Origin of the sequence: Streptomyces sp. NPDC002838, from assembly GCF_040295365.1 — a bacterium.
GTDB lineage: Bacteria > Actinomycetota > Actinomycetes > Streptomycetales > Streptomycetaceae > Streptomyces.
Genome location: NZ_JBEOVF010000035.1, coordinates 60,712 through 84,787, shown reverse-complemented (window position 1 = coordinate 84,787; position 24,076 = coordinate 60,712). Strand labels below are relative to the sequence as shown.

Genomic DNA, 24,076 nt, shown 5'->3' with positions numbered 1-24,076 from the left:
CACACGCACGGCTCTGGACGCCTCGTCGAAGCCTGACCTAAGGTGCCGTAGCAAGCAGCAAGCGCTTTCTAGCCTGCCCATGCCAACGCACGTGTGCCATCCGTCGTTCTTCGCCTTCTCCCAGCTCCATGCGCTCGGCCCGCCGTACGGCCCGCACGAGGAGCCGCCGCGGGCCCGGCGCGGAAAGGTAGCGTCTCGTGCCGCACAACGAACCACTGGGCCCTGCACAGCCGTGGACCCGTAAGTCGTTCCTGCGAGGAATGGCGGCCGTCGGGGCCGCCCCCTTGCTCCCCGGCGTGCTCCCCGCAGCCGCTCAGGCGGCGCCCTCGGACCGGCCCGCGTTTCCCTTGGTGCAAAGCGGCACCGCGGTCGACGTGTTCGTGGACGCGGCGGACGATCCGGCCGTGGTCCGCGCCGCCGGAGACCTCGTCGCGGACATGGAACGGGTCAGCGGGGTGCGGCCCGAGTTACGGCAGACCCTGCCCGGCCGTGCGGCGCGCCTGGTCCTGGTGGGCACCCTCGGTGCGAGCCCCGTCATCGACCGGCTGGTCGCCGCCCGGCGCCTGGACGTCTCCGGGGTGAAGGGGCGCTGGGAGGCGTCGGTGACGCAGGTGGTGGAGCGTCCGCTGCCCGGGGTGGACCGTGCCCTGGTCATCGCCGGGAGCGACCGGCGCGGCACGATCTACGGCGTCTACGACACCTCGGAGCGCATCGGGGTCTCGCCCTGGTACTGGTGGGCCGACGTGCCCGTAGCACGCCGCGACACCGTGACCGTGCCGGCGGGGCCCCTCAAGCGGTACGAGCCGTCCGTCCGCTACCGGGGCATCTTCATCAACGACGAGCAGAACCTGACCACTTGGTCCCGCCGCACCCAGGAGCCGGACAAGAACATCGGCCCCGAGACGTACAAGCGCGTCTTCGAACTGCTGCTCCGGCTGAAGGCCAACTACCTGTGGCCGGCCATGCATCCGTACTCCGACTTCTTCAACAAGCACCGGGAGAACCCCGAACTCGCCGACCGCTACGGCATCGTCGTCGGCTCCAGCCACCCCGAGGCCCTGCTGCGCAACGGCGTCCACGAGTGGGAGCCGTGGGCGAAGGAGCACCCCGCCGCCGACGGCACCCTGCCGCTGTACGACTACACGGTGAACCCCGGTGTCATCTCCGACTACTGGAGAGCCAGAGCGAGACAGAACGCGGCCTACGAGAGCAGCTGGACACTCGGCATGCGGGGCCTGCACGACAGCGCCCTGGAGACGAAGTACGCCACGACCATTCCGGAGAAGGTCGTGGTGATGAACGACATCATCGCCGACCAGCGCAGGATCCTCGCGGAGGAGGTCGGCCAGGCCGCCGAGCCGCAGATCTTCATCCCGTACAAGGAGGTTCTGGAGCTGTACAACGCGGGCGTCCAGGTCCCCGACGACGTCACGCTGATCTGGCCGGACGACAACCACGGCAACATGCGCCAGCTGCCGAACGAGGCGGAGCGCGCGCGAGCGGGCGGCAACGGCATCTACTACCACCTCTCCTACTGGGGCCGCCCGAGGAGCTACCTGTGGCTGGACACCACCCAACTGTCCAAGGTCTGGCAGGAGTTGCGCCGGGTGTACGAGCACGGCGTCGACCGCATGTGGATCTTCAACGTCGGTGACATCAAGTCGATCGAGACCGGGTTGTCCTTCTCCCTGGACATGGCCTGGGACGTGGATCGCTGGGACGCCGATGCCGACGAGGACACCGAGGACTTCCTGGCCGAGTGGGCCGGGCGGCAGTTCGGGCACCGCCACGGCCGGGAGATCGCCGCGATCCGTACGGAGTACTACCGCCTCGCGGCCGAGCGGCGCCCGGAGTTCATCGACCGTGCGATGTTCTCCGTGGTCCACCACGGCGACGAGGCGGGACGCCGACTGGCCGCCTACGCCCGGCTGCTGGACCGGGCGCGGGCCCTGGGCGCCAAGCTGCCCGAGGCCTACCGGGACGCCTACTACGAGCTTGTCGAATACCCGGTGCACGGCGCGTACTTGATGAACCTGAAGTACTACTGGGCGGACCGCAACGCGCTCGCGGTCCGGCAGGGGCGCGGGGCAGGGACGAACCGTTTCGCGGACCTGGCCGAGGCGGCCCACGCCGAGGAGGCGGCGATCACCAAGCGGTACAACACCGAGATCGCGGGCGGGAAGTGGGACGGGATCGTCAACCCGTACCCCTCCCAGATCCCGAAGGCACCGGGCCGCCCGAGCGTCACCAGGGTGCCCCGCCAGGAGACCTCCGGGCTCGGGGTGGTGGCCGAGGGGAACGAGACGGGGGCGGACCGGCCGCTGTCCTTCTCCTCCTATACGCGCGACCGGCGCTTCGTGGACGTCTTCAACACCGGCTTTCTGAACCTGGACTGGACGGCCGAGGCCAGTCACCCCTGGGTCCGGCTGAGCGCGACGGACGGCTCTCTGACCGAGCAGACCCGGGTGTGGGTGGAGATCGACTGGGCGCGCGTGCCCGAGGGGACGCTGGAGGCGACGGTCGCCTTCACGGGTGCCGGGCGGCGCGTCGAGGTGCCATTGCGCGTGGTCAACGACGGGGAGCGGGCGCGTCGGCGGGCCCGTGGGTTCGTCGAGGCCCACGGGTACGTCTCGATCGACGCCGCGCACTTCGACCACCGGGTGGCGCGCGGCGGGGCCCGTTGGCGGGTCGTCCGAGGACTGGGCCGCCGTACCGGAGCCGTGGAGACGGTGCCGTCGACGGCGGCACCGATCACCGGGGACTTCGCCGGGCGAGCAGCGGAGTTGAGATACCGTGTGCGCCTCAACAGCACCGGCGCCTTCCGCATCACCGTCTTCCGTCTGCCCTCCCTCGACGAACGCGGACACCGCCGGGTGGCCGTCGCCCTCGACGACCAGCCGGTCACGGTCCTGTCGGGGCAGGCCGTCGCGACCGGCAACCGGGGTGACGCCTGGGCCCGCAACGTGGAGGAAGGCGTCGAGAAACTGACCGCCACCGTGACCGTCACCGCGCCCGGCGAGCACATCCTGAGGCTCTTCATGGTCGATCCCGCGATCGCCGTGGACCAGATCGTCATCGACACCGGTGGCCTGCCCGCCACCTATCTGGCACCGCCGGAGAGCTTCCACCCGGTGTCCAATCCGGACCCCCGCTCCCCCGCGGGCCTGGACGTTCCGGAGCGGTAGCGGTACGGCGAGCCGCCGGACACCAACCGGACAGACAACGACAGACAGCCGGACAGACAAAGAATCGCCCCGCCCGCCGGTGCCGCACACGATGCCGCCCGGCGGCCGGGGCTGTTGTGTGAGGGGCCGCCGTTTCCCCCTTCGCGCCCTTTCTATTCGGATCTCCGCATGCGAAAAAGAAGCACAGAAGGGCGTTTTCGTAACAGAAGGCGATGACCAGTTGGTGCAGCCCGCGCCAAAGGTGGCCAATTCAATGCTTCCCCGTGCACCCGTGCGCCCCCGCGCACAGAGGATTCGAGGCACCGACACTGGCTTCAACTGGGCAGGACATGACTCGAACGCAATTCGGTGAGACGATCACCGACTTTCGTGTGTCGACTGAGACAGGTGGTATTCGATGAGTAATGCCGTGCCTGAAACAGAGCGAGCATGGAGGGTGGGTACTGCACCGGGCATATTCCCATCCATCGGCCACACTATCGCTTTGTTCCGCCGTCCGCTGGACTTTCTGAATTCCTTACCAGCCCGCGGCGATCTGGTCGAGATTCGCCTGGGCCCGCTGCGTGCCTGGATGGCGTGTCACCCGGAACTGACCCGCCAGGTCCTCATGGACACACGCAGCTTCGACAAGGGAGGCCCGCTCTACAACAGACTGCGGCCGCTGATGGGCAACGGCCTGGTCACCTGCCCTCATGACGCCTACCGGCGTCAACGCAGGCTGCTGCAACCCGGCTTCAGCCCCTCCCGGATTGCCGACCACACGGAACTGATGGGCCTGGAAGCCGAGTCGGTGAGCCGCGAGTGGCGGTCGGGGGAACAGGTCGACGTCAGCGCAGCGATGCTGAGCCTGACGACACGAGTGATCAGCCAGGTCCTCTTCTCCGACTCGCTCGACAGGGCGGCGGCCGCCGAGGTGCACGACTGTCTCGCCTCGATCGTGCGCGGCCTGTTCGTCCGTACGGCCGTGCCGGTAGACGCCCTGTTCCGTGTCCCCACGCCCGCGAACCGGCGCTACCGTCGCGCGGCCGAGCGCGTCCACGCCATCGTCGACGCGGCTGTCGCGGAGCGCCGACGCGACCCGCGTGACGATCGGGAGGACCTGCTCGGGACGCTGCTGGCGGCCGCACGCGGCGACGACGGAGCGGCAACGGTCACCGACCAGGAGATCCACGACCAGCTCGTGACCTTCCTGCTCACCGGAGCCGAGAGCACGGCTCTGTGTCTGGTCTCCGCCTTCGACCTCCTGGCACGGCATCCGGAGGCGGAACGCCGTCTGCACGCTGAGATCGACACCGTGCTCGCCGGACGGCACACGCCCAGCGCCGACGAGCTGCCGCACCTCGCCTACACCCGGAGCATCGTCACGGAGACGCTGCGCCACCGCCCGCCCGGCTGGCTCTTCATGCGCGTGACCACCAAGGAAACCGTGCTCGCCGGGCACCGTCTCCCGCGTGGGGCCACCGTGCTGTACAGCCCCTACCTCCTCCACCACGACCCCGCATCGTTCCCCGACCCCCACCGTTTCCTCCCCGACCGATGGCTGCCAGGACAGACCGCCGCCATCCCGCAGGGCGCGATGATCCCGTTCGCCGCGGGCGGGCGCAAATGCATCGGCGACCGGTTCGCCGTGGCGGAGGCCACAGTGACCCTCGCCACCATCGCCAGGCGCTGGCGGCTGCACCATCTGCCCGGGTACGTCGAACGGCTGCGTCCCGCCGCGACGTTGGGGCCACGGTCACTGGTGATGACGTGCGAAACGCGGTCGCACGGGTCGGCCGGGTCGGCGCGCCATGCCCGTTCCCTCGCCCCCCGAGCGATGACAGCACCCCGAGTACAGGACTCCCGACCGGCAGGTGACAACGGTGTCTATGACGCATGAGGAAATCGCGCTGGTTGCGCAGGACGGGTTCCGGGGCGACAGCCTGAGGGACCTGATCGACGCCCACCTCTACATGCCCTTCCCGTTCCAGACCAATCGCCACGCGTCCGAGGCCGCGGCAGGCGTCGACGAGTGGCTGCACACGTGGGGACTCACAGACGACCCCGGGGTGGCGGCGATGATAGCCGCCACGCGCCCCGCCGAACTCGCGGCCTACAACAGTCCGACCGTGGACGCCGACGTCCTCCAGATCGTGGCCAACCAGATCTCCTACCAGTTCATCTTCGACGACCAGGCGGAGGAAGTAGGCCGACTGACGCCGGGCCGGCTGCTGCCCATGCTGAGCGAGAGCATCGGCATCCTGCGCGACGGCCGCCCACCCAGCACCCCGCTCGGCGCGGCCCTCGCCGACCTCCACCGTCAGGTCCAGGAGCGGTGCACGCCTGCCCAGGCTGCGCGGTGGGCTTGGAACAGTCGGGAGTATGTGCATGGGTTGCTGTACGAGGCGGTGGCGCAGATCGAGTACGCCCCCATACAGATCGGGCTGTGCAAGTCGATACGTTCTCTGATTGCGGGTGTCGAGCCCTTCTATCCGCTGTGCGAGGCCGCGCAGCGCCACGAGATGGTCGCCGAGGAGCTCCATCACCCCGTCATGCGGCGTCTGGGGCGCCTGTCGGCCGATGCGGCGGTGTGGATCCCGGATCTGTTCTCCGCCGTGAAGGAACATCGGGCGGGCGGAATGATCAATCTCGCCCTCGCCTTCCAGCGCGCAGAGCGGTGCTCGCTGCCGATGGCCGTCAGGCTGGCCATCGAGGCGATCAACAGCACGATCAACGAGTTCGAGGCGCTCTACGAGGAGATCAAACCGAAGTTGAGCCCTGCCGGCATCGGCTATGCGGAAGGCATGGCCGGCTGGATCCGGGGGTGTTACTTCTGGTCCCGCACCGTGCCCCGGTACGCGGACACAGCGCTGACATCCGCCGTTCCGGCAACGTAGCCGGGGCATATTACCCTACAGCCGGTTACTCGGTCCGCTCCTGCGGACCATTTCACCCTGCCTGCCGTTCTCCTGCCTGAATCCGGTCACCGGCCAACCCGGAGGGCGTACGCTCGGCGCCGTCCTCCGGGGATCAACGACAGGAAGCGGTAGCGCAATGGCTCCTGGGCTGCGGCAACCGACCATCGAGCACCGTCCCTTGCTCGAGCGCCACCGGGAACTCCTGGCGCTCGACACTGCATTGGCAGAGCTCCAGAACACCGTCGACGGTGTGCCACGCGTGCCGCGCGGCGGGCTCCTCGCCTTCGCCGGTGCGGCCGGGATGGGGAAGACCGCCCTCATCGCGGCGGCACGCGTCCGAGCCGCCGCGCAGGGATTCACGGTGCTCTCGGGCAAGGGCGGCGAGAAGGAACAGGGGATGGCGTTCCGCGTGGTTCGCCACCTTCTGCAACCCTGCCTGGTCGCCATGGACGAGCCGGAACTCCGTACCTTCCTGGGAAGTTGGTACGACACTGTCGCCGCCACGCTCGGGCTGGAAGCCACGAGCACCGCCCATGTGCCGGACCCGACCGGGGTGCGCGACGGCCTGGACTTGGTCATGACGCGCCTGACGGTGAAGAAGGCGCCCGTCGTGCTGCTCCTGGACGACCTGCAGTGGGCCGACGCCGAGTCCCTCGGCTGGCTGGCCTCCTTCGCTCCCCGGGCGGCGGACCTTCCTCTCCTGATCGTCGCCGCCTACCGGCCCGACGACATGCCGCCCGAGGTGAAAGCCTTCCCCACGCTTGTCGATGGCCACGAAAACCGTCCCCACACTCTTCAACCGCTCAGCGCCGACGCTGTGGCACGGATCGTCAGGGACGAGGTGGGAGAGGGAGCCGAGGACAAGTTCTGCGAGGAATGCAGGGAAGTCACCTGCGGGAGCCCGTTCGAGACGGTCGAACTGGCCATCAGGCTCGGCGAGCGCCACGTGAAGGGCACGCAGAACGAGTTGCCCGTGATGAGGGACCTCGCGGCGATGGTCAAGGGACCCGGCCTGATCGAGCGCCTCCACCGGCTCGACACGACGACCGTCCACTTCGCGTGGGCCGCCGCAGTGCTGGGCGGGTCCGTCTCACCGGATCTGGCCGCCACCCTCGCGGTGATCGGCAGTGAAGCAGCCACCGAGGCGACCGAGCGGCTACGCGCGGCCCGCATCCTGGCGGACGGCCCAGGCCCCGGGGGCGGCCTGGAGTTCGCCCACCCCCTGATCGCCACAACGATCTACCGCGCCATTGACCCCACCCTGCGTACCGGCCTGCACAACATGGCCGCCGAGGCCGTCCGCGCCGCGGGTTACGGACCCACTGTGGCCGCCCGGCACCTGCTGGAAGTCCCCTGTGACGGAAGGCCCGAGGCGGTCGAATGCCTGCGGGCAGCCGCCCGTGAGTACCTTCGCGCCGGGGCCCCGGAGGCGGCCCGGCGCCTTCTGACCCGGGCCCTGCAGGAGCCGCCGCTTCCCGAGGACCGGGCCGCCATTCTCCATGAGCTCGCCTGCTCGACCTTCCTGATCGAACCCAACGCCACGGTCAGCCATCTCCAGGAGGCGCTGGCGGAACCCGACATCGACCCCGACCTGCGCGCATCCATCGTCTACCGACTGGCCCAGGCGCTGGCCCACACCGACCGGATGGCCGAGGCCGCGGCCGTGGCTGACGACGAGGCGCGGCAGGCCACCAACCTGCGTGTCAAACTGCGCATGCAGGCCGATCACTTCGTCTGGAGCGCGTTCCGCACCGATGAGCCCGACTCTCCCGCCCGCTCCCGCAGGCTGACAAAGCTGGCCGAGAAACTCACCCGCCGTGAACTCGAGGAGCGCTACATCCTGGGCCTGCGCGCGTGGGACGCCCTCGTGCGCGGTGAGCCGCGGCAAACTGTCCTCGCATGCGCCGAGGATGCCCTGCGCGATGGAATGAGCTGGACCGACGAGAACCGGGGCTTCGAAGTACCCGTGTCGGTCGCCCTCGCGTTCATGTACTGCGATCAGCCTCGACGGGCCGAGGAACTGTTCACCAAGGGCACGGCGGAGTGCGAAAGCAAGGGCTGGCGCGGCTCCCACCTGGCGCTGGGCCAAGCCCTCTTGGGCTACATCCACTACCGACGCGGCTGCCTGGCCGAGGCGGAGACCCTCGCCCGGGAGGGCCTGGACATCGCCAACCGAGTCGAAGGCGCCGTCCCCGCCCGGTGGTTCGCCATCGGCATCCTGATCCAGACCCTGCTGGCCCGCGGGCGGCCCCGTGGCGCGCGTCGCCTCGCGGACGATTACCGCTACGGCGGGCCGATTCCGAACGCCGTCATCTACCCGGATCCCCGCACGGTGTACGCCGAACTGCTGCTGGCGGAGGGACGGCGCTCCGAGGCCGCGGCCATTCTGTCCGCCGTAGGAGACCGGCTGGAGGCGCGAGCGTGGCGCAATCCCTCCTGGTGTCCCTGGCAGTTGGACCTGGCGTCCGCTCTCGCCCCCACCGACCCCGACCGGGCGGTGGGTCTCGCCCAGGACGCCGTCAAGCGGGCGCGCGACTTCGGGGCGGCATCCGTGATCGGCCAGGCCCTCCACGTGGAGGCCGAGGCGACCGGCGGGCCGGCTGCACTCGACCTGCACGCCCAGGCCGTCGAATACCTGGAGCGGTCGCCCGCCTCCTATGAACTGGCCCGTGCGCTGGTGGGCCATGGCGCCGCGCTCTCCCGGAACAGTCGGCTCCAGGAGGCCGCCGACCAGCTCTACCGGGGCTTGGAGACCGCGGTCCACTGCGGTGCCGAGGCCGTGGCCGACCGGGCAAGGACGGAACTCTCGGCGGCCGGGCTGCGGCCGCTACCCCTGCGCTACGGGCAGACGGACACGCTCACCGCTCAGGAACGCCGAGCGGCCGAAATGACGGCCCAGGGCCACCCGGTGGCGGTGGTCGCGAAGGAACTGCGTCGCACTGAGCAGGGCGTACGACAGCTGCTCTCCGCCGTCTACCGCAAGATCGGCACCGACGCCGCCGGCCTGGCCGCGGCCCTGGAGTCCTTCCCCCGTCAGCTGCCGTGAGGGCGGCGGGCCGGCCCTCGGGATTGGTAAGCGCCGTTGATCGTGTAGTCGGTGTTCGGCTGCCGGCTGTCGTAGAAGGAGAGCGAGTGTCACGGGCTGTGGTCGCGGCCGTCCCGCAGGGCGAAGGCTGCGAGGGCGTCGACGTCGGTCGCACGAGCGTGCAGGAAGTAGTCGGCCCACTCGGTGGTTTCAGGGTAGGACGAGTCCTGGCTGAGCTGGGTGACTGCGGCCTGAATGTCGAAGTTCGTGGTGCGGAGTTCGACACCCGGGCCCAAGAGGGCCCAGTGGGCTCCGGTTCGTCCGTAGGGCATGCCGATGCTGCCGGGGTTGATCACAAGCCGGCCGTGGGCGAGGCGGACGAACGGCATGTGGGTGTGGCCGCAGACCACGGTGCGGATGTCGGTATCGAGTCCGTTGAAGACTTCCTTCCAGCGGTCGAGGCGGGAGTCGACCAGGACGACCTCCTCGTCGTCGCGAGGGGTGGCATGGCAGAACAGCACCTTTCCCAGGCCGCTCACGGACAGGGAAAGTGATCGTGGTAACGAGCTGAGAAGGTCGAGATGCTCCTCGCGGAGCTGTGCGGCTGCCCAGGGGGCGATCGGATCGGGGATCGTGTCGCGTTGCCCCCGGCGGTATTCAAGGAGTTCGCGGTCAGCGTTGCCGCTGATCCAGATGACGCGGTCGCCGAGACTGGTCAGCAGGTCGAGAACCTGGGTCGGTTGCGGACCGGCGGTGATGTCGCCGGTGAGCACGATGTAATCGGCGGTGCTGACGTCTGGTTCGGCGAGTACTGCCTCCAGCGCTGGCAGGACTCCGTGAATGTCGGACAGGACGGCTACTCGGTTCAGCATGGTCACCACTGTGGGGTGAAGCCAGCCGAGCGGTGAGATCTTTCGCCTGGCGCGTAGCTCAAGGCGGGGCCGTTCAGCGTGTGTGGTCGCCGGGCGCGTAGTTCTTCCCGGGGGCTCCGGCGTCGGTGGCTATGCGAGTGGTGCTCTTGTCGTGGTAGCCCAGTGCCTGGACGATGACGGGCGCCGGAGCCTGGAGGACGATGCTCTTCCCCGGCCGCCGGGCGGGCCAGCCGTTTCGTACTGACCACCTGTCCGCGCTCCTGAACAAGGTCGGGGGTCCCGGCTGCTGCCGCCCGCAGCGCCGCCATCCGACAGCAACTCCTCGAACTTCCCGCCCCCGTCGTCGCGGACGCTCTCGGCTACCACGACAAGACCACCACCCCGCTCCTCAACGCGACCGGGGGAACCTGGAGCCGATACGCCCCCAGCGACCACACACGATCGCCAAAGGTTGGGCCCCGCCCTCGCGGTAGTCCGTTCTCATGCGTCAGGAGGCGAGGCGGGCAGACGCTCCGTATCGCCGCCAAAGGGCAGGAACACGGCTCGGGCGGCGAGGAACCAGTCGCCGTCGGCCTTCTGAAACGTGTCCTCGTAATGGCCGACGTTGGCGGGGAGCCGCGGCGGGAGCATCCCGCCGACGTAACCGTCGACACGGTAAGTCGCCAGATACGAGGTCGCGGTCGCCGTCGTTGCGGAGTCCACCGTGACCAGGATGTTCGTCATCATGCGACGCGACAATCGGTCCGCCGGTCGAGAGCCGAAGTACGTACGCAGCGCTTCCCGGCCCTCGATGCGGCGGGCCCGCCTGGGGCCACTCCCAGACTCCGTCGGCGGTGAACAGATCGGCCACCGAACCAGGATCTCCAAGATCGAGGCGGCGGACGAAATCGACGATCAGACCTTCGCAGGCTCGCTCCGCGAGCAAGCGGTCCATGTGGTCAATCGGGACAACATCCGAAGGCCGGGGAATCGGCGACAGTTGAATACGTGAGCCCCCCAGTACCGAGGGCCGGGCCTCCTACTAGGTCACAGCCGCCAACATCTTGACGTGTTAATGACAACGATGGCTTGATGGCTATGGGAGCGCTCCCACCTACTCAGGGAAGGGAACACCATGCGCAGCACCCGCCACATACCCTTACGGATCGTCCCGGTTCTCGGCCTCCTGGCCGCCCTACTCCTGCCCCTCGGAGTGACGCTCGCCCCGCGCGCGACAGCCGCACCGGCCGCCGACCCCGTACGGATCATGCCGCTGGGCGACTCGATCACCGGCTCGCCGGGCTGCTGGCGGGCGGTGTTGTGGAACCGGCTGCAGAGCGCGGGGTACACGGACATCGACTTCGTCGGCACCCTGCCTCCGCAGGGCTGCGGGCAGGCGCACGACGGTGACAACGAGGGCCACGGTGGCGAGTTGGTGACCAACGTGGCAGACCAGAACCTGCTTCCGGGCCGGCTGGCGGCGACGCTCCCGGACATCGTTGTCATGCACTTCGGCACAAACGACGTGTGGAGCAGCATCGCACCCGACCGCATCCTCGCCGCCTACACCAAGCTCGTGGGGCAGATGCGGGCCTCCAACCCGGACATGAAGATCCTCGTCGCGCAGCTCATCCCCATGAACCCCGGCAGCTGCGCGGCCTGCGCGCAGCGTGTCGTCGACTTCAACGCGCGGATTCCCGACTGGGCCCGGGCGACGAGCACCAGCCGCTCCCCGGTGACCGTGGTCGACCAGTGGACGGGCTTCAGCACGGCCACCGACACCTACGACGGCGTCCACCCCAACGCCTCCGGCGACGACAGGATCGCCGCCCGCTGGTATCCGGCTCTGACCGCACTCCTCAGCCCGGGCGACCCCGGCGGGCCGGGCGGCGGCGAGCCCGGCTGCACCGCGTCCTTCCGGGCCGTTTCCAGCTGGCAGGGCGGTTATCAGGGCGAGGTGGCAGTGACGAACACGTCGTCCTCCCCCGTCTCGGGCTGGACCGCGACCGTCGTACCGGCCGACGGCGCCCGTCTCACGCAGGTCTGGAACGGCACGCTCAGCACGACCGCCGACGGAAAGGCCGTCGTCGCCAACGTGAACTGGAACGGCAGCCTCGCGCCCGGTGCGAGCGCCACCTTCGGCTTCATCGCCGCCGGCGCGGCCACGAGCCCGTCGGTGGCCGTCAGCTGCACGACGAGGGCCGCCGCCTCCTGACGAAACGTCACATCCCCTCTCCTGGAGCCGCCATGAGATCCCGCACAGTCCCACGCCTGGCCACTCTGGCCGCCGCCCTCCTGGGCCTCCTGCTCCCCCTGCTCACCTTCGTCCCGCCCGCCCAAGCCGCGCCCACCGGCTTCCGCATCCAGAACGGCCGGCTGCTGGAGGCGTCCGGGAACGACTTCGTGATGCGCGGCGTCAACCACGCCCACACCTGGTTCCCGGACCGGATCAGCTCCCTCGCCCACATCAAGGCCAAGGGCGCCAACACCGTCCGCGTGGTCCTCTCCAGCGGTGACCGCTGGACCCGCAACGACACCGCCGACGTGGCGAACGTCGTCGCCCAGTGCAAGCAGAACCGGCTCATCTGCGTCCTGGAGGTCCACGACACCACGGGCTACGGCGAACAGAGCGGAGCCGTCACCCTCGCGCGCGCCGCCGACTACTGGATCAGCGTGCAGAGCGCGCTGACCGGCCAGGAGGACTACGTCCTCGTCAACATCGGCAACGAGCCGTACGGCAACACCAATTACGCGAACTGGACGGCCGACACCAAGGCGGCGATCCAGAAACTGCGGAACGCCGGATTCGACCACACGATCATGGTCGACGCCCCCAACTGGGGCCAGGACTGGGCATTCACCATGCGGGACAACGCGGCCTCGGTCTTCGCCGCCGACCCGGACCGCAACACGGTCTTCTCGATCCACATGTACGGCGTCTTCGACACCGCCGCCGAGGTCAACGACTACCTGAACCGGTTCGTCGCCGCGAAACTCCCCATTGTGGTAGGCGAGTTCGGGCACGACCACTCGGACGGCAACCCCGACGAGAACGCCATCCTGGCCACCGCCCAGCAGCTGGGCCTCGGTTACCTCGGCTGGTCCTGGAGCGGCAACGGTGGCGGCGTCGAATACCTGGACATGGTCACGAGCTTCGACCCGAACCGGCTGACCACCTGGGGACAGCGGATCTTCAACGGCGCGAACGGCATCGCGGCCACGTCGAAGGAGGCCGCCGTCTACTCCTCCGGTGGCGGCGACACCACTGCCCCGACCGCCCCCGGAACACCGACGGCCCCGACGGTGACGTCGTCGTCCGTCACCCTGAACTGGGCCGCCGCCACCGACGGCACGGGCGTCACGGGCTATGACGTAGTCCGCGTGAACGGCGGCACCGAGACCGTCGCCACCACCACGGCCGGCACCTCCGCCACTCTCACCGGCCTCTCCCCGTCCACCTCGTACACCTTCGCCGTCTACGCCCGCGACGCCGCCGGCAACCGTTCGCAGCGCTCCGGTGCGGTGACGGTCACGACCTCCGCCGGGGGCTCGTCGGCGGCCTGTGGCGTCAACTACCGCGTGACGAGCCAGTGGTCCGGCGGCTTCCAGGGCGAGATCGTCATCCGCAACACCGGCAGTACGGCGATCAACGGCTGGACTCTGCGCTGGACCTTCTCCGACAGCCAGCGCATCACCAACCTGTGGGGCGGCACCGCGACGCAGAGCGGCGCCGAGGTCAGCGTGACCTCTGCCTCGTACACCGCGCAGATCCCCGCGGCGGGTTCCGTCACCCTCGGCTTCACGGCGACCCGCGCGACCGCGAACCCCAGCCCGAGCGCCTTCACCCTCAACGGCGCCACCTGCTCACTGGCCTGACACCTACGGCCCACGGCCGCCCGGGAGGACGAGCGCGACCGTCCTGCCGGGCAGGCTCAGGAGGTCACAGCTGCCGAAGGTGGTCCCGCAGTGTGCGGGCCACCTGCGCCATGAGGGCCTCGGCGCCCGGCTGGAAACTGGCCGGCACGAGGGACTCGGTGAGGACGGCGATGGCGAAGGACTGGCCGTCGGCATGTTCCACGACGCCGATCTCGTGACGGAGGTTGAGGAGCGTGCCGGTCTTGGAGGACCAAGTGGTGGCGTCGGAGCTGAAGTCCGGGGCGAGGCGCTGCCGGAGCACGTTGTGCCGCATGAGGCCGCGTACCCGCTCGGCCACCTCGGGGTGGACCTTCGACGGTGTCCACAGGGCCTGGAGCAGTTCCACCCAGGCGCGGGCGCTACCGGTGTTGGCGCGCGTGGTGTCGAGTTGGGGCACCCGGTGTCCGCGGCCGCTGGTGCCGGCGTCGATGGCGAGGGCGTGGGCGAGATGGACGTCGGCGGCGTCGAAGCGTTCGACGGGGGTGTCGGTCAGCTCGTCCACGGTGTGCCGGACGGTGATGTCGCGGAGGCCGAGCTCGTGGAGGATGTCGGCGACCCGGCCGGGCGGGGTGAGGCCGAACAGCGCCTCGGCTGCCTGGCTGTCGCTCAGGCAGGTGCTCAGGTAGAGCAGGTCCTCGACCGCGATCCGGGCGGGGTGGCGGAACCGGCTCAGCCCGATCGGGCCGGGCGTGATGATCCGTCCGGGGGGCACGTCCAGCGTCGTCGCTCCGTCGAGCTCGCCCCGTCGGATGCGCTCGAAGGTCGCCAGCGCGAGCGGGACCTTGACCAGGGACGAGGACGGCAGCTGGATGTCCGGCTCGATTCCCAGCTCTTCCCCCGTGTGCAGATCCCGCACGAGCATGCAGCCGTGCAGGCCGCCGTCACGCAGTTGCCGGCGCATGTCGCGTAAAAGTGCCTCGGTGCTCAAGTCGATTCCTCTTCCATGGTGTCCGCGCCGAGACAGCGGGCGATGGCATCGCCCAGGCGCGTTTCGATGTGCTGCGGATTGCCGTCTCCCGCGGCGGCGAGGGCGAACCCCCGGCTGAGCGTGATCTCGCCGATGGGCCGCCAGTTCAGGGCGAGTTCCTCGGCCTGTGCGGGGGTGCACAGCAACAGGTCGCGGGTGCACAGGACTTCGGCCGCTGCGGTCGTCAGGTCGGGTGCGGCGACGAGCTGTGCGGGGCGCAGGCCGACCGCGTCGCGCAGTCGCGTCAGCGGGTCGCGGATGTGCGGCACGTCGTCCTCCGGCTGGATCCAGATACGGCGGGCGGGGCCGGGCGTGGCCCGTCCGACCCGCAGGGTCTCGAGGTAGACGCGTTTCACTCGGGGGGTGTGCGCGCCGGCCAGCCCGAGCGGCACGGACCATCTCGCCTCGTCCGGCGGCACCGCGAGCAGGGCGGCCCGTACCTGCTGCGCGTGGAGGAGCTCCCTGCGCTGCGGCGGGGCCGCGACGCGGAGATCGAGCGTGAAGCCCTGCCCGCGCGCCTCGGCGACGAGTCGGGCGAGGCCGACCGTGGAGCAGACGCCGGGCACGGCGAGCCGCCACGGCTTGCGCTTGACGGCTTCCGCCTCGTGCAACAGCACGTCGGCGGCCTGCACGAGCTGTCTGGCCACCGGCAGCATGTCCCGGCCGAAGGGGGTGAGGACAGCCCGCCGCGAGGTGCGCTCGAACAAGGGCTGACCGAAGCGTTCTTCCAGGGCGGCGACGCGACGGCTGGCCACCGACTGCGACATCCGGGCAGCGGCCGCACCGACGGTGAATCCGCCGTACTCGCTGACGCTGACGAACGCTCGGCACGCTCCCACCAGATCCACGGCCCGCACTCTATGCCAGATCGGCATGGAACCGCGCGTGAGCGTATTGGACCGCATGACGGCCCGAAGGTGAGGGTGGTCCCGGAACTCACCGCCACCCAACGGAGGTTGAACCATGCAGTACACCCGTGCCCGGCGCACCGTTCTCGGTGCCCTCGCCGCGCTCGCTCTCGTCCCGGTCGTGGCCTGCGGCCAGGACGGTTCCCAGGCCTCGCCGGCCCCGGCCGCCGCGGCGGTGCGGACGAGCACGGCCGCGAAGCCGTACACCGCTGAACTCAAGGAACTGGAGCGCAAGTTCGACGCGCGGCTCGGTGTCTACGCGATCGACACCGGCACCGGACAGGAGGTCGCCTACCGGGACGGCGAGCGGTTCGGCTACCACTCCACGTTCAAGGCGCTGGCCGCCGCCGCCGTGCTGCGGAAGTACTCCCTGAGCGGGATGAACGAGGTGATCAAGTACTCCGCGGACGACCTGGTCCGCAACTCCCCCATCACCGAAAAGCACGTCGACACCGGGATGACCCTGCGTGAACTGTGCGACGCCGCCGTCCGTTACAGCGACAACACCGCGGCCAACCTGCTCTTCGAAGCGCTCGGCGGGCCGAAGGGCCTCGAAGCCGAGCTCAGGGAGCTGGGCGACGACGTCACCGTGATGGAGCGCATCGAGACCGGGCTGAGCGACTGGATCCCGGGCGAGACGCGGGACTCGACCACCCCGCGGGCGTTCGCCAAGGACCTGCGCGCGTACGTCCTCGGAGACGTCCTCCGCAAGCCGGAACGGGCCCAGCTCACGAAGTGGCTGAAGACCAACAAGACCGGGGACGAGCTCATCAGGGCCGGGGTGCCCGAGGGTTGGGTGGTCGGCGACAAGACCGGATCCGGCAGCGGCTACGGCGGCCGCAACGACATCGCCGTGGTGTGGCGCCCGCACGCCGCCCCCATCGTCATGGCGATCATGTCGAACCGAAGCGAGAAGGAGGACACTTACGACAACAAGCTGATCGCGGAGGCGGCCTCCGTGGTCGCGGACACGCTGTCGTAGCGGAAGCGCGCCGGCGGTGACACCACAATGCGGTGACAGGATCCACACAGGACCCCTTGTCGGCCGCGACGAGGCCCCAGATAAGGTGAGCCTGGCCTAACGGCCAAAAAGTGGTGTCACAAGGGAGTCCTGTCATGTTTCCTCGGCGTCGCGGTCCGGCCGCCCTCGCTCTCGCCGTCGCCGCCGCGCTGACCCTCGCGGCGTGCGGCGGCTCGGCGGACGACGACAAGGGCGCGGGCTCCGCCGGAGGCGGTGACAAGAAGGCCGTGGCGCAGGGCGGTGAGGAGTTCGGGTCCGCCGCGGAGAAGACCGCGGCGATGGGCACCGACGCCAAGCCGGGCGAGTGGCCGCGCACCGTCCGCCACGCCATGGGCGAGACCGTGATCGAGGCCCAGCCCAAGCGCGTGGTGGTCCTGGACGTCGGCGAGTTGGACAACGTGGTGTCGCTGGGCATCAAGCCGGTCGGGCTCGCCCCCACCGAAGGCTCCCCCGAGCTGCCGTCGTACCTGAAGAAGGACGCCGGCACCCCGAAGAACGTCGGCACGATCAACAACCTCAACCTCGAGGCGATCGCCGGTCTCCAGCCGGACCTCATCCTCGGCAGCCAGCTGCGTGCCGCGGACAAGTACGACGAACTGTCGAAGATCGCCCCGACGATCTTCTCCATCCGTCCGGGCTTCACGTGGAAGGAGAACTACCTCCTCAACGCGGCGGCCCTCGACAGGACGGCGGAGGCCAAGGCGAAGCTCGCCGCGTACGACACCAAGGTCAAGGCGCTCGGCACCGAACTCGGCGCCGACAAGCCGACCGTCTCGATGGTGCGTTACCTGCCCGACGGGGTGATCCGTCTCTACGCGAACGCCTCTTTCATCGGCACCGTCCTCAAGGACGCCGGCATCCCCCGCCCGAAGAACCAGGACATCGCGGACCTGGCCGCCGAGGTCAGCGCCGAGAACATCGACCAGGCCGACGCCGACTACATCTTCACCGGCGTGTACGGCGACGCGAAGGCCACGGACAAGTCCCGTGCGCAGGGCAACCCGCTGTGGAAGAACCTGAAGGCGGTCAAGGCCGGGCACGCCTATGACGTACCGGACGAGACCTGGTACCTCGGACTCGGTGTCACCGCCGCCGAGCAGGTCGTCGCGGACCTGGACAAGTACCTGGCCAAGTAGGAGACCGGGGCTTCGGCCCCGGTGTGGTCAGTCGTCCGTTCGCATGAGTCGCGTGAAGAGGAAGCGCATGTCCCGTGCCACCCGGGGCCGGATCGGCCGGCTGGCAGCGGGCGTGCTCCTGCTGCTCCTCGCCGTCCTGCTCAGCCTCGCGGTCGGCAGCCGCCAGATCGCCCCCACCGAGGTGTTCGACGCCCTGCTGCACGGCGGGACCGGCGATAACGCCCAGGTCGTGCGAGCCCTGCGGGTGCCCCGCACGATCATCGGTGTGATGGTCGGCCTCGCTCTGGCGGTCGCCGGCGTGGTCATGCAGGGCCTCACCCGCAATCCGATCGCCGAGCCCGGCGTCCTCGGCGTCAGCCAGGGGGCTTCGCTGGGCGTGGTCTGCGCGATCGCGTTCTTCGGGGTGCACACGCTCGCCGGATACGTCTGGTTCGCCTTCGTCGGTGCGGGGCTCGCGGCGGTGGCCGCTTACGCTGTCGCCGGCGGGGGGCGCGGCGGCGCGTCGCCGGTGAAGCTGGCCCTGGCCGGTGCCGCGATGAACGCCTTCCTCGCCTCGGTGGTGTCCGGAATCGTCACCACCGATGCCGAGGTCCTGGACGAGTTCCGCTTCTGGGACGTCGGCTCGATCAGCGGACGGGACGGCACTGTCGTGGCGCAGACGTGGCCGTTCCTGCTCGCGGGGCTGCTGCTGGTCGCCGTCATGGCCCGCGGCCTGGACGCGCTCGCCCTGGGCGACGACGTGGCCCGCGGACTCGGTCACCACGTCCTGCGGGTGCGGATCCTGGGCGCCCTCGCCGCGACCGTGCTGACCGGGGTCGCGGTGGCCGCGGCCGGTCCCATCGCGTTCGTCGGGCTCGCCGTGCCGCACATCGCCCGCGCCGTGGTGGGCTCCGGCCATCGCTGGGTCCTGCCCATGGCCGCCGTGCTGGGCCCCTCGGTGATCCTGGTCCCGGACGTGCTCGGCCGTGTCCTCTTCCCGCCCTCGGAGGTCCCGGTGGCCGTGATGACGGCCTTGTTGGGCGTGCCGTTCCTGGTCGCGCTCGTACGGCGGAAAGCGGCGGTGGCGGCATGACACAACTCGACCGGACCGGCACGGCGGCGGCCCGCCCCGTCGGCTACTCCGTCCTCCGCGTGCGCGACAACAGCCTCCTGCTGCACCGCAGGGCCGTCGTGATCGCCACCGTCCTCGCGGTCGCGCTGGCGGTGACCGTGGTCGCCTCGCTGTGCATCGGCGAATCCTTCGTCTCGCCCACGGAGGTCGTCCGCGTCCTCCTGGGGCAGCCCAGCCCCGACGAGCTGGTCGTCGGCACGCTGCGGCTGCCCCGCCTGGTGACGGGTCTGCTGGTCGGTGCCGCCTTCGGAATCGCGGGGGCGCTGGTCCAGACGGTAGCCCGCAACTCCCTGGCCAGTCCGGACGTCATCGGCGTCACGCACGGCGCGGGCGCGGCGACCGTGACCGCGATGACCTTCGGCGTCACGTCCCCCACCGCACTGCCGTACGTCGCGATCGTCGGCGGGCTGTCCGCCGCCGTGCTCGTCTACACCTTCGCCTGGCGCAAGGGTCTGCATGCCACGCGGTTCGTCCTCGTCGGGATCGGTGTCTCGATCGCGCTGGGCTCGCTGACCCGGCTGTTCCTGACCAAGGGCGACTACCTGGTGGCCCAGCAGGCCAAGGTGTGGCTCACCGGCTCCCTCAACGGACGCGGCTACGACCAGGCGGCGCCCCTCGCCCTGACCCTGCTCGTCCTGGTCCCGCCGCTGCTGTGGGCCGCCCGGGCGCAGCGGGCGGTGTCCCTGGACGACGACACGGCCACCGCGCTCGGTGTCCGGCTGGGTCGCGTACGGCTGGGTCTGACCGCCCTCGGCGTGGTGCTGGCGTCCGTGGCGACCGGGGCGGCCGGGCCCGTCGACTTCGTGGCGCTGCTGGCGCCCCAGATCGCCCGCCGCCTCACCCGCACCGCCCAGATCCCCCTGCTCTGCTCGGCGTTGACGGGTGCCCTGATCGTGACCACGGCGGACCTGCTGGCCCGGCGCATGCTCTCCCCCACCGAACTGCCGGTCGGCGTGCTGACCGCGGCGGTCGGCGCGCCCTATCTGATGTGGCTGATCGCCCGCACCCGAAACCGCGGCGGGGCCACCACCTGAGTCTGTCCGTCCCGCTCCCGGAACCGCGGGCGGGCGACCGGTCGCTGGTCCTCGCGGGCGGACCGAGGCCGGCCGCCTGGCGGGAGTGGGTGCGCCGAGCCAGACGGTGTCGTCGGGGGGATCTGCGTCAGGCCGTGCTCGACGGAGTGGTGGAGGCGGTCAGTGCGACGCGGCGGCCCGAGTCGCGCACCAGCTGTGCCGCGCCGAGGGGATACCGCTGATGGGCGGCGGGGGTACGGATCTGCGCGACCGGCTTCGCCAAGGCACTCGCGCACGGCCCCGTCCCGATGTCGTCGTGATCCTGACCGACGGCCACACGCCGTGGCCGGCCACACGACCACCGTGCCGGACGGTGGTGGGTCTGTTCGCCCGGCAGCAGGAAGGCCCGTCGTGGGACGAGAACGATCCCGACTACGTGCCGGACTCGCCGCCCGCCTGGGCACGAGTGGTGGACATCGGGTGAGCGGTACCGACCGGTCGCGCGGCACCGTCACTCCCAGACCACGACGTTGCGTCGCACCGGCACGGTCGAGTGGTCGGCGAACAGTTCGGGTGAGTGCGCGCGGATGCGTTCGATGTCGTTGAAGACCGCCCGCAGGTGTGTGCGCATGGCAGTGCGGGCGAGTGGGACGTTTCCGCTCAGCACCGCGTCGAAGATCTCGTGGTGCTGAGCGGCGAACCCGGCCGGGGACACGTTCTCGTGGAGGCCGAGTCGCCTGGCGCGGTCCAGGTGGCCCTTGGCCGCGGCGACGGTGGTCCAGACGTTGCCGTGGCCGCTCAGGCGCATCAGGCCGTGGTGGAACGCCTCGTCCAGCGCGAAGAACTCCTCCAGGTCGAGGTCCGCGCGCCGCTGACGCCTCAGGTTGTCCCGCAACTCCTCGACGACCGCGGGGTCGGGCTGCTCGGGCAGGTCCTCCAGCGAGGCGAGTTCCACCGCCTCCCGCAGGAACTGCGCGTCGGCCACCTGCGCCGGATCCACGCGTGACACGAACGACCCGATCTTCGGGAAGACCTGCACCAGGCCCTCCTGGGCCAACAGGATCAGGCTCTCCCGCACCGGCGTGCGGCTGACACCCAGCGACGCGGCGAGTTCGTTCTCCGACAGGGCGGCGCCCGGGGCGAGTTCGAGGGTCAGCACCATCTGACGCAACTTCAGGTAGATGTCGCGCCGACTCGTCCGCCGCCCGTTGGTTTGAGCCATGTGCACATCGTACGTAGATCGGTGGCGCAAGTATTGCTCCACTGTGCGACAGATGCTTGTATACAAGCACTTCGCGACTCCACTCGCGCCCCCCACTCGCGCCCCCACTTCGCGACCAAGGAGCCCCTGTGAGCAAGATCGAGCGCGCCGAGGTGTTCGTCGCCTCCCCCGGCCGCACATTCGTCACGCTGCGCATCACCACCACCGACGGGGTGACCGGACTCGGTGACGCCACGCTCAACGGTCGTGAGCTGGCCGTCGCGAGCTATCTGCGCGATCACGTGGTCCCGCTGCTGATCGGCAGGGACCCCGCCCGTGTCGAGGACATGTGGCAGTACCTCTACAAGGGCGCCTACTGGCGGCGCGGGCCCGTCACCATGACCGCCATCGCCGCCGTCGACACCGCACTGTGGGACATCAAGGGCAAGACGGCCGGTCTGCCCGTCCACCAGCTCCTCGGCGGCCCGTCCCGGGACGGTGTGCTCGTCTACTCGCACGCCAGCGGCACCGACGTACCCGCACTGCTGGACGACGTCGAGCGCTACCTGGAGCTGGGCTACAAGGCCGTACGGGCGCAGGCCGCCGTGCCAGAGGTCGGGGGGACGTACGGGATCCGCAAGGGCAAGGTCTACGAGCCGGCCGCGACCGAGCTGCCCGACGAGCAGCCCTGGGACACCGAGGCCTATCTCGGATTCGCGCCCACCTATCTGGAAGCCGTACGGGAACGCTTCGGCTTCGGCTTCCATCTCCTGCACGACGTGCACCACCGGCTGACCCCGATCGAGGCGGCCCGCTTCGGCAAGAGCGTCGAGGGCTGCCGGCTGTTCTGGATGGAGGATCCGACCCCGGCCGAGAACCAGGAGGCGTTCCGGATCATCCGCCGGCACACCACTACGCCGATCGCGGTCGGCGAGGTGATGAACTCGATCTGGGACGTCCAGCACCTGATCACCGAACAGCTCGTCGACTACGTACGCACCACCGTCGTCCACGCCGGCGGCATCACCCACCTGCGGCGGATCTTCGACCTCGCCGCGCTCTACCAGGTACGGACCGGCTCCCACGGGGCGACCGACCTCTCCCCCGTCAGCATGGCCGCCGCCGTGCACCTCGACATCGCGGTGCCGAACTTCGGCATCCAGGAGTACATGGGCCATCCCGACGAGACCGCCGAGGTGTTCCGCACGGGTGTCACCTTCGCCGACGGCATGCTGCACCCCTCCGAGGAGCCGGGCCTGGGCGTCGAGTACGACGAGAAGGCGGCCGAGCGCTTCCCGTACCAGCGGCGTTACCTTCCGGTCGCGCGTCGCCTCGACGGTTCGGTGCACGACTGGTGAGCGCCGACGCCCTGGACCGTACGACACTCCCCCGGCTCGCGCCCGAGCTGCGGCCCGCGGTCGACCCCGCCGAACTGCGGTCCCGTGTCGTCCACTTCGGACTCGGTGCCTTTCATCGGGCGCACCAGGCGGTGTACACCGAGCAAGCCTCCGCCCTCTCCGGCGAGCCCTGGGGCATCGCCGCGGTCGCGCCCCGGTCGGTTCAGACCGTACGCGCGCTGCGCGACCAGGACTGTCTGTACTCGCTCACCGAACGCCGTCCGGACGGAAACCGCAGCCGCGTCGTGGGCGCGGTCGTCGACGCGTTGGCCATGGGACCCGACGCCAAGGCCGTCGACGCCCTGCTCGCCGATCCGGAGGTGACGGTGGTGACCCTGACCGTGACCGAGAAGGGCTACCACCGCTCCCCGTCGACGGGCGGGCTGGACACCGCCGCCGCACCCGTCGCCGCCGACCTCGCGACCGCACCCGACGGGCCTCTCACGACGGTGGTCGGGCGCCTGGCCGCCGGGCTGGCGGCGCGGATGCGCGCGGGCACCGCCCCGATCAGTGTCGTGTCCTGCGACAACATGGCGGGAAACGGCGCCGCGCTGCGCCGGGTCGTCCACGACTTCGTGCGCGCGTCCGCCTGGCCGGACCGCGCCCGGGTCCTGGACCGGATGGCCGAAGCCGTCGCCTTTCCCGCGACGGTCGTGGACCGGATCGTGCCCGCGGCCGGCGAGTCCGACCGCGCGGCGGCCGTCGCCGCCCTCGGGGTGCGCGACGCCCTGCCCGTGACGGCCGAACCGTACCGGCAGTGGGTGCTGGAGGACTCCTTCGCCGCGCCCCGGCCGCCCTGGGAGCGGGACGGCGCACTGTTCGTCCCGGACGTCGCGCCGTACCAGCTCGCCAAGCTGCGGCTGCTGAACGGCTCCCACTCGGCTCTGGCCTACCTCGGCACGGCCGCGGGCCGCACAACCATCGCCGAGACCATGGCGACGGACTGGGGCGAGCGCCTCGTACGGGCGCTGTGCGCGGAGGTCTCCCCCACGCTCCCCGCGGGAGGCCCCGATCCGGTCGAGTACGCCGACGACCTCGTCGTACGTTTCCGCAATCCCGGGATGCGCCACCTGCTGCGGCAGATCGGCTCCGACGGATCGTTGAAGATCACGGAGCGCTGGCTGCCCGCCCTGCGCACACTGCGCGCCCGCGGCACGAGCACCACCGTCCTCGAACTCGCCCTCGCCGCCTGGGTGCTCGGCACCGGCCGTGCCGACGCGTTCGCCGACCCCACGGGCGACGCGCTCGCCGCCTGCTGGGCGCCCGCGACTCGCCCGCCCCAGACGGTACGCGCGCTGCTGCGCGTCCTCGGCGCGGCGGACCTGGCGGACGACGACGCCCTCACCGCCGCCGTCGCGGCCCGGCTCCCCGCCCTGCGGGCCGGACACGTCGAGATCTGAGCCCCCGCATGTCGCCAACCGCACCCGCCGTCTCCGAACAACGGAGTTC

18 protein-coding genes and 1 pseudogene are annotated in these 24,076 nt (G+C 70.2%); 13 read left to right on the top strand and 6 right to left on the bottom strand.

Annotated elements, in window-relative coordinates; genetic code table 11:
* Positions 1 to 260: 260 nt before the first annotated feature.
* From ABT063_RS34925 to ABT063_RS34910, 4 genes are all read left to right on the top strand, one after another.
* Positions 261 to 3,185, top strand: a complete 2,925-nt coding sequence (locus ABT063_RS34925) for a glycosyl hydrolase 115 family protein (protein ID WP_351064106.1) — start codon at positions 261 to 263, stop codon at positions 3,183 to 3,185.
* 397 nt (positions 3,186 to 3,582) lie between these two features.
* Positions 3,583 to 5,064, top strand: coding sequence for a cytochrome P450 (locus ABT063_RS34920; protein ID WP_351064065.1), 1,482 nt, complete (start codon positions 3,583 to 3,585; stop codon positions 5,062 to 5,064).
* Complete coding sequence (locus ABT063_RS34915) at positions 5,054 to 6,061, top strand: (-)-alpha-amorphene synthase (RefSeq protein WP_351064063.1); 1,008 nt, start codon at positions 5,054 to 5,056, stop codon at positions 6,059 to 6,061. Before ABT063_RS34920 ends, ABT063_RS34915 begins: the two co-directional genes overlap by 11 nt.
* A 157-nt stretch (positions 6,062 to 6,218) precedes the next feature.
* Complete coding sequence (locus ABT063_RS34910; protein WP_351064061.1) at positions 6,219 to 9,128, top strand: ATP-binding protein; 2,910 nt, start codon at positions 6,219 to 6,221, stop codon at positions 9,126 to 9,128.
* Between the two features lie 89 nt (positions 9,129 to 9,217).
* On the opposite strand, the gene ABT063_RS34905 is transcribed toward ABT063_RS34910, so the two are convergent.
* Positions 9,218 to 9,979 (bottom strand): metallophosphoesterase family protein, encoded by a 762-nt coding sequence (locus ABT063_RS34905; protein WP_351064059.1) that lies wholly within the window; start codon positions 9,977 to 9,979, stop codon positions 9,218 to 9,220.
* 480 nt (positions 9,980 to 10,459) lie between these two features.
* Positions 10,460 to 10,913, bottom strand: a pseudogene (locus ABT063_RS34900) (nuclear transport factor 2 family protein).
* A gap of 180 nt (positions 10,914 to 11,093) precedes the next feature.
* Here ABT063_RS34900 and ABT063_RS34895 point away from each other — a divergent pair.
* Both ABT063_RS34895 and ABT063_RS34890 read left to right on the top strand, forming a co-directional pair.
* Entirely contained in the window at positions 11,094 to 12,173 is a 1,080-nt protein-coding gene (locus tag ABT063_RS34895; protein WP_351064057.1) for a cellulose binding domain-containing protein, read from the top strand.
* 32 nt (positions 12,174 to 12,205) lie between these two features.
* Positions 12,206 to 13,834 carry a cellulase family glycosylhydrolase gene (locus ABT063_RS34890; RefSeq protein ID WP_351064055.1) on the top strand — a complete coding sequence of 543 codons (1,629 nt, stop codon included), beginning with the start codon at positions 12,206 to 12,208 and terminating at the stop codon, positions 13,832 to 13,834.
* A 64-nt stretch (positions 13,835 to 13,898) separates the two neighbouring features.
* Here ABT063_RS34890 and ABT063_RS34885 read toward each other — a convergent pair whose 3' ends face one another.
* Complete coding sequence (locus ABT063_RS34885) at positions 13,899 to 14,801, bottom strand: serine hydrolase (RefSeq protein ID WP_351064053.1); 903 nt, start codon at positions 14,799 to 14,801, stop codon at positions 13,899 to 13,901.
* Entirely contained in the window at positions 14,798 to 15,715 is a 918-nt protein-coding gene (locus ABT063_RS34880) for a LysR family transcriptional regulator (protein WP_351064052.1), read from the bottom strand. Before ABT063_RS34880 ends, ABT063_RS34885 begins: the two co-directional genes overlap by 4 nt.
* A gap of 88 nt (positions 15,716 to 15,803) precedes the next feature.
* Here ABT063_RS34880 and bla point away from each other — a divergent pair, with 88 nt between their 5' ends.
* The 4 genes from bla to ABT063_RS34860 all read left to right on the top strand — a co-directional run bounded on the left by bla (position 15,804) and on the right by ABT063_RS34860 (position 20,050).
* Entirely contained in the window at positions 15,804 to 16,730 is a 927-nt protein-coding gene (bla, locus tag ABT063_RS34875; RefSeq protein WP_351064050.1) for a class A beta-lactamase, read from the top strand.
* 134 nt (positions 16,731 to 16,864) lie between these two features.
* Positions 16,865 to 17,905, top strand: a complete 1,041-nt coding sequence (locus ABT063_RS34870; protein WP_351064049.1) for an ABC transporter substrate-binding protein — start codon at positions 16,865 to 16,867, stop codon at positions 17,903 to 17,905.
* 67 nt (positions 17,906 to 17,972) lie between these two features.
* On the top strand, positions 17,973 to 18,977 hold the full coding sequence (locus ABT063_RS34865; RefSeq protein WP_351064047.1) for a FecCD family ABC transporter permease: 1,005 nt from the start codon (positions 17,973 to 17,975) through the stop codon (positions 18,975 to 18,977).
* Complete coding sequence (locus ABT063_RS34860) at positions 18,974 to 20,050, top strand: FecCD family ABC transporter permease (RefSeq protein ID WP_351064046.1); 1,077 nt, start codon at positions 18,974 to 18,976, stop codon at positions 20,048 to 20,050. The genes ABT063_RS34865 and ABT063_RS34860 overlap by 4 nt, the downstream gene beginning before the upstream one ends.
* Before the next feature lie 127 nt (positions 20,051 to 20,177).
* On the opposite strand, the gene ABT063_RS52405 is transcribed toward ABT063_RS34860, so the two are convergent.
* A complete protein-coding gene (locus ABT063_RS52405) occupies positions 20,178 to 20,312 on the bottom strand; it encodes a hypothetical protein (RefSeq protein WP_502990942.1) in 135 nt (44 codons plus the stop codon).
* On the opposite strand from ABT063_RS52405, the gene ABT063_RS34855 reads away from it, so the two are divergent.
* The gene (locus ABT063_RS34855; protein ID WP_502990940.1) at positions 20,271 to 20,513 is read left to right on the top strand and encodes a hypothetical protein; all 243 of its coding nucleotides are present in this window, start codon (positions 20,271 to 20,273) and stop codon (positions 20,511 to 20,513) included. The two genes, ABT063_RS52405 and ABT063_RS34855, sit on opposite strands and share 42 nt — an antisense overlap.
* Positions 20,514 to 20,540: 27 nt before the next feature.
* Here the strand turns inward: ABT063_RS34855 and ABT063_RS34850 are convergent, their stop codons facing one another.
* Positions 20,541 to 21,251 (bottom strand): GntR family transcriptional regulator, encoded by a 711-nt coding sequence (locus ABT063_RS34850; RefSeq protein ID WP_351064044.1) that lies wholly within the window; start codon positions 21,249 to 21,251, stop codon positions 20,541 to 20,543.
* A 128-nt stretch (positions 21,252 to 21,379) separates the two neighbouring features.
* On the opposite strand from ABT063_RS34850, the gene manD reads away from it, so the two are divergent.
* Both manD and ABT063_RS34840 read left to right on the top strand, forming a co-directional pair.
* Positions 21,380 to 22,588 (top strand): D-mannonate dehydratase ManD, encoded by a 1,209-nt coding sequence (gene manD / locus ABT063_RS34845; protein WP_351064042.1) that lies wholly within the window; start codon positions 21,380 to 21,382, stop codon positions 22,586 to 22,588.
* Positions 22,585 to 24,027: a mannitol dehydrogenase family protein gene (locus tag ABT063_RS34840; protein WP_351064040.1), complete on the top strand. Its 1,443-nt coding sequence runs from the start codon at positions 22,585 to 22,587 to the stop codon at positions 24,025 to 24,027. Before manD ends, ABT063_RS34840 begins: the two co-directional genes overlap by 4 nt.
* Positions 24,028 to 24,076 lie beyond the last annotated feature (49 nt).